The sequence below is a fragment of the Candidatus Doolittlea endobia genome, assembly GCF_900039485.1.
Taxonomy (GTDB): domain Bacteria; phylum Pseudomonadota; class Gammaproteobacteria; order Enterobacterales; family Enterobacteriaceae; genus Doolittlea; species Doolittlea endobia.
The window spans coordinates 214,344-227,074 of sequence record NZ_LN999833.1; the positions used below are offsets into that span (position 1 = coordinate 214,344).

Annotated in this window: 7 protein-coding genes; 2 read left to right on the top strand and 5 right to left on the bottom strand. The window is 44.5% G+C overall.

Features of this window, described 5'->3' with window-relative positions; translation table 11 throughout:
* Positions 1-85 precede the first annotated feature (85 nt).
* The 5 genes from alaS to A4A68_RS03435 form a co-directional block, all read right to left on the bottom strand.
* The gene (gene alaS, locus A4A68_RS00810; RefSeq protein ID WP_067565476.1) at positions 86-2,722 is read right to left on the bottom strand and encodes an alanine--tRNA ligase; all 2,637 of its coding nucleotides are present in this window, start codon (positions 2,720-2,722) and stop codon (positions 86-88) included.
* A gap of 417 nt (positions 2,723-3,139) precedes the next feature.
* Positions 3,140-4,660: a lysine--tRNA ligase gene (gene lysS / locus A4A68_RS00815; RefSeq protein WP_067566513.1), complete on the bottom strand. Its 1,521-nt coding sequence runs from the start codon at positions 4,658-4,660 to the stop codon at positions 3,140-3,142.
* Positions 4,660-5,757 carry a peptide chain release factor 2 gene (gene prfB, locus A4A68_RS00820; RefSeq protein WP_067565479.1) on the bottom strand — a complete coding sequence of 366 codons (1,098 nt, stop codon included), beginning with the start codon at positions 5,755-5,757 and terminating at the stop codon, positions 4,660-4,662. Before prfB ends, lysS begins: the two co-directional genes overlap by 1 nt.
* A gap of 117 nt (positions 5,758-5,874) precedes the next feature.
* Complete coding sequence (recJ, locus tag A4A68_RS00825) at positions 5,875-7,617, bottom strand: single-stranded-DNA-specific exonuclease RecJ (protein ID WP_067565482.1); 1,743 nt, start codon at positions 7,615-7,617, stop codon at positions 5,875-5,877.
* 555 nt (positions 7,618-8,172) lie between these two features.
* Positions 8,173-8,316 carry a hypothetical protein gene (locus tag A4A68_RS03435; protein ID WP_158648168.1) on the bottom strand — a complete coding sequence of 48 codons (144 nt, stop codon included), beginning with the start codon at positions 8,314-8,316 and terminating at the stop codon, positions 8,173-8,175.
* A gap of 950 nt (positions 8,317-9,266) precedes the next feature.
* Here A4A68_RS03435 and fldA point away from each other — a divergent pair.
* Entirely contained in the window at positions 9,267-9,782 is a 516-nt protein-coding gene (gene fldA / locus A4A68_RS00830) for a flavodoxin FldA (RefSeq protein ID WP_067565485.1), read from the top strand.
* A 208-nt stretch (positions 9,783-9,990) separates the two neighbouring features.
* Positions 9,991-11,844 (top strand): signal peptide peptidase SppA, encoded by a 1,854-nt coding sequence (gene sppA, locus A4A68_RS00835; protein ID WP_067566516.1) that lies wholly within the window; start codon positions 9,991-9,993, stop codon positions 11,842-11,844.
* Positions 11,845-12,731: the final 887 nt, after the last annotated feature.

Here is a 12,731-nt window from a genome sequence, read left to right on the forward strand (position 1 = left end):
ATCAGCAGTTTCGCGCCTAACCCTTTCTAGGGAAACTACCCCATTGACTTAATAGCAAGTTGCATTATTAATTATTAAATTGCATTTATTCTACTCGGAACTTTGCGGTTAGCATCGAATCTACGCTTGCTAGCGCGGCCGGCAGAGCCGCAATATTGTTACCACCCGCTTGCGCTAGATCGGGTCGTCCGCCACCTTCTCCCCCTAATTGCTGTGCGAGATGAACAACGATATCACCCGCTTTAACCCGATTGGTTAAATCCTGAGTTACACCAGCTATCAGGCTGACTTTCCCATTCATTACCACGGCGAGAATAATAACCGCCGATTTTAATTGATTCTTCAGATCGTTTACCATGATGCGCAGCGTTTTCAGTTCAACGCAGTCTAACTGACTTACTAGAACCTTGACTCCATTGATATCGCGCACCTTGTGAGCGAGTGAGGCGCTTTCTTGTACTGCCATTTTGTTTTTTAATTGCTGAAGGTTTTTTTCTAGCTGTCTGGAACGTTCCTTCAGCGTCCGTACTTTGTCAACCAGCGTTTGATGATTACCTTTTACCAACTGAGCTATATGCTGAACCAGGTCGCTTTGCTGATGTAACGACGCTATCGCCTCTTCACCAGTGACCGCTTCAATGCGGCGGATTCCGGCGGAAATACTGGATTCGGCAATGATACGAAACAGACCGATATCGCCAGTACGGACAGCGTGGGTGCCACCACACAATTCGGTAGAGAAATCCCCTATCCTCAGGACCCTAACTTGCGCATCGTATTTCTCACCGAATAGCGCTATAGCTCCTTTTTTTCGGGCGTCTTTCAGCGACATGATGTCGGTTTGGATAGACAAATTACGCCGAATCTGCTCATTGAGAATTTTTTCTATCCTACGCAGCTGTTCGAGTTTCATAGCTTGACTATGAGAGAAATCGAAACGCAGGTATCGATCGTTTACCAGCGATCCTTTCTGTCTGATATGTTCACCAAACATCTGACGCAACGTCGCATGCAGCAAATGGGTAGCGGAATGATTCAGACAAATGCGTTCACGGCGTGCACTATCTACCTGTGCGGTAACCTGCGAGTGCAGTTTTAGTTCACCATAGCTAAGCTTGCCCTTATGCCCGAAGGCCTTGCCGTATTTTTGCGTATCCGACACTTCGAACACTCCAGAGGCCGATTTCAATACACCACGATCACCTACCTGACCACCTGATTCACTATAAAACGGCGTCTCGTCGAGCACGACTACTGCCTCTTCTTTTGAGCGAATAACGTCGACAGGTTGGTTATTACGGAACAGGGCGGTTACCCATCCTTGATGCTCAAGATGTTTATAACCGAAGAAACGGGTAACTTCATCCACACGCAGCAAACTATTATAGTCAGTGTTAAAACAGCTCGATTCACGAGCACGTTTACGCTGCGCATCCATAGCACATTCAAAACCTGCCTTATCGACGCGCAAGTTGCGTTCGCGACAAATGTCGGCGGTCAAATCCAACGGGAAACCGTAAGTATCGTAAAGACGGAAAGCAGTTTCACCGTCAAGCGTTTCTCCAGTCAGTTTGAGCAGCTTATCATTCAGCAGTGCCAGACCGCATTCTAACGTTTTGACGAACTTTTCTTCTTCGGCGCGCAACACTTGTTCTACCATTGTCTTCTGTAGCTGCAGCCCGCTAGCGGCGTTACCCATCACGTCGATGAGCGGCGCGACTAGCTTGTAGAAAAAGGTGTCTTTAGCGCCTACCATATGACCATGGCGAATCGCACGACGGATAATACGTCGCAGAACATATCCCCTGCCCTCGTTAGAGGGCAGGACGCCATCACTAATCAGGAAAGCACAAGAACGTATATGATCAGCGATAACCCGTAGCGATTTGCTATCGGGATTACTGGCGCCCGTTGCTTCTATCGCAGAAGCGATAAGGGTCTTGAATAAGTCGATATCGTAGTTTGAGTTGACATGTTGTAATATCGCCGAAATACGCTCCAGCCCCATACCAGTATCTATTGAGGGTTTCGGAAGAGGTAGCAGGGTGCCGTCAGCCTGGCGGTTAAACTGCATAAACACCAGGTTCCAGATTTCAATATAGCGATCACCATTTTCTTTCGAGCTTCCCGGAGCCCCCCCCCAAATATGTTCACCGTGGTCGTAAAAGATTTCCGAGCACGGACCACAGGGTCCAGTATCGCCCATTTGCCAGAAGTTATCGGAAGCATAGGCGCTGCCTTTATTATCGCCGATTCGGATAATGCGCTCGGCAGGGACTCCAACTTCGTTAGCCCAAATGTTGTAGGCCTCATCATCGGTGGTATACACTGTAACCCAAAGCTTTTCTTTAGGCAGGTTAAACCAGTTTTGCCCGATCAACAATTCCCAGGCAAACCAAATAGCGTCATGTTTAAAATAGTCGCCAAAGCTGAAATTCCCAAGCATTTCAAAGAAGGTATGGTGACGCCCCGTGTAACCTACATTTTTTAAATCATTATGTTTCCCGCCTGCGCGTACACAGCGTTGTGACGTGGCGGCAGACCAATGGGAACGGTTATCCAAACCTAGGAATACATCCTTGAACTGGTTCATGCCGGCGTTAGTAAACAGCAACGTTGGATCATCATCAGGCACCAACGAACTACTCGCTACCACTTGATGTCCCTTGCTATAGAAAAAATCGAGAAACGCTTGACGGATCTCAGCGGTGCTTTTGTTCATAGTTGTCCCGGAATTATGCAAAAGATTGAATTTTGCACAGAATAGCGTAATTGTAAGATCTTTTAGTAGCGTTCAGGATCATAAAAGATAGCATTTTCTTTGGTGCGCAGTAGTAAGGGCTATTTATCAATTTGTATAAATAGAACGGATTTTTATTATCAGTCATTTTTCTGATAAACAGTGTATAGTTATGAGACATAATGTTTAGATGGTTTAGAACAAAAAATTCACCGAGGCTATAGAAATGTCAACATTGTCAGGCAAATCCAAACATGACTAATGAGTAGATAGAGCGCATAGCTTGGACATACCACATTAAACGTCCAAAAATATGACTTAAACCTGCTTTTCCTAAAAGCAGAACGTTCCGCTATGGTGTACCATGATAGATAAACGGATACGCTCTTCTTATTAAGGCTATTTTTCAGGGCGCAATGCCGGGAACAGAATTACGTCGCGTATAGTATGCTTATTAGTTAATAGCATTATCAGGCGATCAATACCAATTCCCAATCCAGCAGTTGGCGGCAAGCCGTGCTCAAGTGCAGTGATATAGTCATTGTCATAGAACATCGCTTCATTGTCGCCGCCGTCTTTGGCTTCAGCTTGCTCGACAAAGCGCGCTGCCTGATCTTCAGCATCGTTAAGTTCTGAAAAACCGTTTCCGATTTCACACCCGCCGATAAAAAATTCAAAACGATCGGTAAAAAATGGATTATCATCATTGCGGCGCGCCATCGGCGATACTTCCGCCGGGTAAGCGGTGATGAAAGTAGGTTGAATGAGATAATTTTCCGTTGTCTCTTCAAAAATCTCGGCCTGAACTCGTCCAAGTCCCCAGTTTTTGTCAACCTTGATGCCCAATGACGAGGCCATAAAAGTGGCGGAAGCTATATCGTCCAGCATTTCCGGATGGGTTCCTGGACAATAATAGCAGATAGCTTCTTTCATAGTCATTTTAGTAAACGGCTTGCCGAAATCAAAAATTTGATCGCCATAACGTACTATACTGCTGCCGAGTACCCGTTGCGTCAAGGTTCGTAATAACAGTTCCACTAGAAGAATTAAATCACAGTAGTCCGCATAAGCCATATAAAGTTCCATCATAGTGAACTCGGGATTATGATGTGGTGATAAGCCTTCATTGCGAAAATTGCGATTGATTTCAAATACCCGTTCAAATCCTCCTACTACCAGCCGTTTCAAATGCAGCTCCGGCGCGATACGCAGATACATGTCGATATTCAGAGCATTATGATGAGTGATAAACGGACGCGCGGCAGCAGCACCAGGGATAGTCTGCATCATCGGTGTTTCCACTTCCATAAAATCGTTAGCCATCATAAAACGGCGAATCTCCGTTATAATGCGCGAACGTGCTTTAAATGTTTGGCGTGATTCATCATTGGTGATTAAATCAAGATAACGCTGGCGATAGCGGGTTTCCTGATCGGCCAAGCCGTGAAATTTATCCGGCAGAGGACGGATCGCTTTAGTCAATAGACGAATTTCGCTACAGTGGACCGACAACTCGCCGGTATGGGTTTTAAATAATTTTCCGCGTGCGCCTAGAATGTCGCCGAGATCCCATTTTTTAAACTGCTCGTTATATTGCGTTTCTGGCAAAGCGTCTCGGGTAACATACAACTGGATCTTCCCACCCACGTCCTGTAAAGTAACAAAGGAGGCTTTACCCATAATACGGCGGGTCATCATACGACCGGCAATGCGGACCTCACTGTTCAGCGATTCTAGTTCTTCATTGCTTTTCTCTCCGTAGCGAGCGTGCAACTGATCGCACACAGCATCCCGTCGGAAATCGTTGGGGAAAGCAATACCCTGCTGACGCAATTGGCAAAGTTTTTCCCGACGAGAGCGCAGTTCGTTATTCATATGCAGCGTCTGAGAAGTACTGTCCTGTAAGTATAATTCCAACATCATAGCCCTGCTTTAAGACTAGCTTCAATAAATTTGTCCAGATTACCATCTAGCATTGATTGGGTGTTACGCGTTTCCATACCAGTACGCAGATCCTTGATGCGAGAATCGTCTAACACGTATGATCGGATCTGATTTCCCCAGACAATATCGGATTTAGTATCTTCTAGCGCTTGCTTTTCTGCGTTCTTTTTCTGCAGCTCAAATTCATATAGCTTAGCTTTTAGCTGTTTTATAGCCTGATCTTTATTTTTATGCTGCGAGCGATCGTTCTGACATTGTGTGACGATATTAGTCGGCAAATGGGTAATCCGCACTGCGGATTCAGTTCGATTAACGTGCTGGCCGCCGGCGCCAGAGGCGCGATAAACATCAATGCGCAGATCCGATGGATTGATATCAATATCGATATCATCGCTTACTGCCGGGTAAACGAAAGCAGAGCTAAACGAAGTGTGACGCCGGCCGCCAGAGTTAAAGGGACTCTTTCGTACCAGGCGATGTACTCCTGTTTCAGTTCGTAGCCAGCCATAAGCATAGTCGCCGGTGACCTTGATAGTCACCGATTTGATGCCGGCTACTTCCCCTGCGGACTCTTCGATAATTTCAGTTTTGAAACCGCGCGATTCCGCCCAGCGCAAATACATTCTGAGCAGTATGCTGGCCCAATCCTGCGCTTCAGTACCACCGGATCCGGCCTGGATATCAACATAGCAATCGGCGCTGTCGTATTCACCGGAGAACATACGGCGAAACTCGAGATGATTCAGCTTATCTTCCAGGCTGTTTAAATCTGCCTGAGTTTCGAGGAAAGTCTCTTCGTCGTCCTCTTCTACCGCTAGTTCTAACAAGCCGGTAATATCTTCCAAGCGCTGGGTTAGCTGATCGATGATTTTAACAATCGCTTCCAGCGACGAGCGCTCTTTTCCTAGCACCTGCGCGCGTTCAGGTTCATGCCAGAGGTCGTGCTGTTCCAGCTCAGCGTTTACTTCTTCAAGACGTTCTTTTTTAATATCGTAGCCAAAATATCCCCTCAGAACGACTATCCTTTCCGACAGGTCTTGAATACGGTTTTTAACCGGATTAATTTCAAACATGGATTCATGTGCTCATTGACAAGAAGAAATACGTGCTAGTCCCTATTGGATTGCAATGGACCCTCGCTACAGAAAGTAGTAACTCATTACCATCGGATTGACAACGGAAACATTCGGTTACAGCGGACAAATATACTGTATTAAAAGCTGCAGGGAACGATGAGCGTGAAATTCTTTTACTTCCAGCTTATAGGCTAGCTCAACGGTATGTACGCTATTGTCAGGCCACAGACGTGAATCGATATTGAAAGCGACACCATCTAGCATAGGACCTCCTGTTACAGGTTTAAGTAACAGTTTCAGGTGTTTCTTGCCTACCAAATGCTGCTCGAGCACGCGAAACCGTCCATCAAATAGCGGATCCGGAAACCCCTGCCCCCAGGGACCGCCGTCACGCAGTAGCTCAGCAGTGGTCAGTGATAACTCCTGACCGGTCAGCTCACCGTCTGACAAAATTACTCCTTCGAGCATTTCTGGATAGACCCACTCACTTACTAATCTAGCGAAACGCTTTCGAAAATGATCAAACTGCGCCAGTTCAAGCGTCAAGCCTGCCGCCATAGCGTGGCCACCAAATTTCTGTATCATACCGGGATACAAGGTGTCTAGGCGATCAAGCAGATCCCGCATGTGTAAACCGGCCACCGATCGTCCCGATCCTTTCAGGATGCCATTACCTGCAGGTGCAAAGGCAATAACTGGACGGTGAAACCGTTCTTTGATCCGCGATGCTAGAATGCCTATTACTCCCTGATGCCATTGTTCATGATAGATAGCTAACCCGAAAGGCATCGCGTGCTTATCAGATACCATTGACTGGCATAATGCTACCGCTGCCGTTTCCATTTCTTGTTCAATTTCACGCCGGGTTTGATTGAGGACATCAAGCTTCGCTGCCAGCTTGCGTGCTTGAGGAAAATTATCGCTCAGTAATAATGCAACTCCAACCGACATATCGTCCAATCGACCAGCAGCGTTGAGTCGCGGTCCAAACGTAAAACCCAAGTCGCTGGCGCACAACCTAGTAATATCTCGGTTCGCCACCTCCGCCAAGGCGCGAATACCGGGACGGCAATGGCCAGAGCGAATACGACTTAATCCTTGATGCACCAAAATACGGTTATTAGCGTCTAACGGCACCATGTCTGCTACCGTACCCAACGCCACCAAATCTAGGAGTTCAGCTAGTTTTGGAGCTTTTATGCCCCGTTGTATGAACCAACTACTCCTGCTAAGCCGAGCGCGCAGCGCCAGCAGTAGATAAAACACTACTCCTACGCCAGCCAAGGACTTCGAAGCGAAGGTGCAATTACGCAAATTTGGATTAACAATAGCGTCAGCCGCCGGTAAGATATCGCCAGGCAAATGATGATCGGTGATAAGCACCTGGATACCTTTTTCGTGTGCTAAGGTAACAGCAGCATGGGAAGAGATGCCATTATCTACAGTTAAGATAAGCTGCGCATCACGCGCCGCCGCCTGCTCCACTATCTTTTGGCTAAGTCCGTAGCCATTCTCAAAACGATTCGGTACCAAGAATTCTATCTTCTGCGCGCCCATTTTTCGCAACGCCACCATCGTAAGCGCGGTGCTGGTCGCGCCGTCTGCGTCGAAGTCGCCGATTACAATTATTCTACGTTGATCTTCTAAAGCGCGGACCAGCAGATCCACCGCTTTTTCAATGCCTGCCAGAGAATGATAAGTCAGCAACCCGCGCGTGCCCCGTTCTAGTTCACCGACCTCACAGACGCCGCGTTGCACATACAATCGTTTCAACAATGGCTTGAGATTTGCCTTAACCAGCACAGCACTATCGCCAAGTGGGCGTCGACGCAATGCTGTTGTTGTATTCGATTCCATATTAACAGACCGTTGCCTGACCTAATCCTGTCTGATCTAAGATGATGGCCAGTCCTTTTGGTGTTGATAGTCAGGTATGAGAGTGATGTCGTTTAATAACAACGATTGCGTACTCTGGATGAAAAATCAAGTGTATAGTGTTTGTCTGATATTAATATCGTAGTCAGCAACCGAAACGTTGCAACCTTTTATCTCCCTGTTAAAGGCATCCTTGAGATTGATGCTGCGCTACACCGAGCGATACCATTCTTCTCCGTTTGGGAGTTCAGTCTTTGACACAAGAACTTCAAATAGCAAGTACTGATCTCTAGTATGTTGTACAACTTGTGGTGACAACTACGGCGATAAATATCAACGTTGCGTGGGTAAAAAACGGTTTCAACCTGGTGACCGGAATCGACTACATGTCGATTCCGTACGCGATGAGGCAAAATAGGGAAGACTTGATGTTGTGATTGAGAACCAGCACTATACAGGATAGCAAGTCATAGTTCACATTTTAATCCTTTGTTTAAACACCTTGTCAGAGTCAAACACATACATTTGAAAGTCAACTTAATCCCCGTCAAGTGCGGGGATGATACTTTTGATAATCACCTTTAATTCAACAACGCGATATAAATCTACGGTAGTAAGAGCATGCTGTATTCCAGGCATGATTACATTACGCTCGGATTCAGAAATAGCTTCGTAAAACATGGGAAGAGAGCCGTTCGCCGTTAGTACCTTAGAATGGCATAATATTTAATGCGATGCAAGAATATCTCTTAGTAAGACTTTCAATAGACCAATCCAGTTAACTCAGATATCTGTAGATGGAGCACTTCTAATTGTTATTTTGTCGTGCAGTTCGACAAAGTATTGAGACAGATGCTACGATGATATTTCTGTCGACACGATATTATTTCTAAATCGAGCATTTTCAGGTATCCGCCGCATTGAAGTGATTACCGGTGAAAACGCTTCTCATTGTTGCTAGAATCTCCTTTCCTGCTAGGAAAGGTCGCTTGTCAGTCATCTCAGACTTGCTCTAGATGATTCATAGTCAAATCGCTAATTTTTTAGAAATAAAACGACAAAATAACTACCGATTTTACTACAAAAATACAAGAAATACTATCACAACTTCGATCGTGAAGCAAATTTAATAATTAAAGTATATCGCTGTTTACCATTTGATAATTTATTATGCATTATTTCATGAGAAACAGCCGTTTCTTATAGGATCATAAGTAAAATTAGCGAGAATTGTTCTTATTACGTATATAAACCATTACTTGTTTGCTTAGAAAAAGATATCGATCTCAGCATTAGGACTTATGCTATCGGAAGCTTGATTTAGCATAATTTTTATCGACGATAGTCTTGTATGTGTAGCGTCTCGATAAAAAATTATTTTAAATGTAACGTGAACTCCTAATGCCGAATGATTACTATATCAAACACCATAAACTTCGTTATAACGACAATCTTTGCCATATGTCTTTAAAAGATGTATGCAATTACTCTCGATCATTTCAGCATAATTAACGTATTTCTCGCACGGAGAAGATTTAATGCAGATATCTCCTTAGGACACGGTCCGTCATTATTATCAGCATTAGTTTAATGTTAACAACTTAAATTAATATTTATGAGGTTTTATATTTATGGCGCGTATAGGCATTTTTTTTGGTAGTGACACCGGTAATACCGAAAATCTTGCTAAGATGATCCAGAAGCAGCTGGGCACTGATATTGCTGATGTTTTTGACATCGCCAAAAGTAATAAAGAAGATCTGGAACAGTACAACCGTCTTCTACTGGGTAGTCCAACGTGGTATTACGGAGAAGCACAGTGCGACTGGGATGATTTTTCCCCCACGCTAAAAGCCATTGATTTTAACGAAAAAATAGTTGCACTGTTTGGTTGTGGTGACCAGGAGGACTACGCGGAATATTTCTGCGACGCAATGGGTTTCTTGCGAGATATTATAGCACTTAACGGCGCTACGCTGGTTGGTTGTTGGCCTACTACTGGTTATTATTTCGAAGCGTCGAAAGGACTTGCCGACGACGATCACTTTATTGGTCTAGCTATTGATGAAGACCGGCAACCAGAGCTGACTGCCAGTCGCGTTGATAGGTGGGTCAAACAAATTAGCGCAGAAATGAATCTGAGTTAGCAATTCTCTGTTGAATCATTTATGACCATATCGATAATATCCTCGTATGCTTAAGTGCCTCGGTTTGCTTTTAAAATCAGAGAAAATGAATGATAAAATCATTATCACTATCAGTAAAGCTGGGTCACAACAGCAAACTGAAACGTTCTTAGAGCGCATCCAAAGAATATATTATGATTTTGGACTGCGTTGTTTTATTGGAGATCTCATGTGCATATTGTGGCGAATTACTTCCATACCATTCAAATGGTGTTGGCGTTTATTAAATTTTATCCGTGAATTTATCCTTAACGTATTTTTACTAGTCCTTATTAGTATTATCGTCGGGATTTATTTACAAATGCGTCACACGTCTCCAATGTTAGCAAAAGGCGCGTTAGTGATAGATCTGACTGGCACGGTGGTAGATAAGCCGGCTATGAATCATAAATTCCGTCAGTTTGGACGCGAATTGCTCTGGGCTTCTAGCAACCGGTTGCAAGAAAATTCGCTGTTTAAGATAGTAGATACCTTTCGCCAAGCGAAAGGCGACGCTAATATCACCGGTCTAGTTTTGTCTTTGAAAAATTTTGCCGGTGCCGACCAAGCTTCTCTTGAGTATATTGGCAAAGCGCTGCGTGAATTCCGTGATAGCGGTAAACCTATTTATGCAATCGGAGATAAATATAGTCAGGCACAATATTATCTTGCTAGCTATGCTAACAAGATCTATCTCACCCCGCAGGGTGGAGTGGATTTGCACGGCATAGCAACGAACAACTTCTATTATAAGAGCTTACTCGACAAACTAAAAGTTAACAGCCACATCTTCCGTGTCGGGAACTATAAATCCGCTGTCGAACCTTTTTTGCTCAATAATATGTCCGACGATGCCCGCAAAGCCGATAGCAGGTGGGTAGGTCAACTTTGGCAATATTATTTGATGACAGTGGCAAGTAATCGAAAAACCACGCCGGAGAAATTGTTTCCAGGCGCCCAGAAAATCCTGGAGGGCTTACGCGTGGTTAATGGCAATACTGCACAATTCGCGCTTAATAACAAATGGGTGGATGAAGTCGCGTCTCGTGCGGAGATTGACGCAGCCATGACTAAGGCGTTTGGCTGGAACAAGCACGAAAAGGCATTTAATGGCATTAGTATATATAATTATCAGCCCGTAACGCTGAAGCAGCATGGCGGTCAAATCGCCGTTATTTTAGCTAATGGATCCATTATCGACGGTCTGGAAACACCGGGGTCAGTTGGAGGCGACACCACTGCTGACCAAATCCGCGACGCGCGCATAGATCCCGACATCAAAGCTATTGTGTTCAGGGTGAACAGCCCTGGCGGAAGCGTTACTGCTTCCGAGGTCATTCGTTCCGAGTTGGCTTCCGCGCGCGCCGCAGGTAAGCCGGTAGTAATTTCCATGGGTGGAATGGCAGCGTCGGGCGGTTATTGGGTGTCCACTCCTGCGAATTATATTATCGCTAGCGCCAGCACTTTGACTGGGTCTATCGGTATTTTCGGGGTGGTTAACACCGTAGAGAACTCTCTCGACAGCATCGGCGTGCATACCGATGGCGTCGCCACTTCACCGCTGGCAGATGTTTCGTTCAGCAAAATGATGCCGACGGAATTCTCGCAGATGATGCAACTTAGAGTAGAAAGCGGTTATGGTAACTTTATCACATTGGTCGCACAATCTCGTCACAAGGCTCCAGAGGAAATAGATAAAATCGGTCAAGGTCACGTTTGGATTGGTAACGATGCAGTTCAAAACGGGCTGGTCGATCAGGTGGGTGATTTCGACGACGCCGTCAGGAAAGCTGCTGAACTGGCGCAGTTAAAGGAATACCAATTAAAATGGTATCTAAATGAACCGAGCCTATGGGCTTTATTACATACGCAGACCAGCTCCTTGATATATGCTTTGCTTCCTCAGTTTATTCGATCCTGGCTGCCTGCGCCGGTCACCCAGGTAGTAGAAAGGTTAAAGATAGATGTCGGTTTGGACTTTCACTGGAACGATCCGCAAAATTGTTATGCCTTTTGCTTGTCCTGCAAGCAAATCTTGCGCTAAAAGTTAGCATCACAAAATAAAAAATCGAGAAATGTTTAGTTGCAAATTATGATCGCAATTCACCTAAAATCACATATCAGGCATGTATCTACTTGCCCCTTGTTTTTACCTTACAACAATCCCTCAAACGTTTATCCATAACCGATCTAATATTTCGATGTGGTCGTGACTTAGAATATGTATAATTTTGATTTTGAAAACAAATGGTTATGTAATTTAAGTTATGTCGCTCTATCCGGTGAATATATTTTGCGTACAATATAACTAGTTAAGTCTAACAAGACCCTATAAACGAGCCATTCGTTAGTCACGTCGTTTTCTTAAGCATAAAACAGCCAACAGAACTATCTTTATTACACGCATCAAACCATTATTCGTCTTCTCATAGTACATAATAATTGCGTTATCAAGCGTTATGTTATCTGTAAGTCGACTTAAAACGCACCGCTTACATCCAAAACCATTTATTTCGATAATGGTATGATGTATGTTTGGTTGAACGTTGCGATAACGGAAATAAAGCTGAAATATTTTAAATGCAGCTTACTGATAATATAGGGTCAAGTCCTCATAGTTTTCCCCTAGCTGAAAAGACTTGCTACCTGATGACGGTTATTATTATGGTTAATGAAACTCATGTAGAAATTTATTTTTCTAGCACCGAAGCTGAGTTAGAACACATAGCACTCAGAGCAATTTAAACATTTGATACTGTTGATGACTTCAGACTAGCTAAAGCGCTTCACTTTAGATGATTTTCTAGACAAAATCCAAACTATGCCAAGCCCTTCCTGTCTAGCATTCATTTTCTTAAGCTGGTAACGCTCCGTACACCACTCACGAACGGCATTTCCAAGCTAGTGTAAAATCAAACTGCAAATTATTGG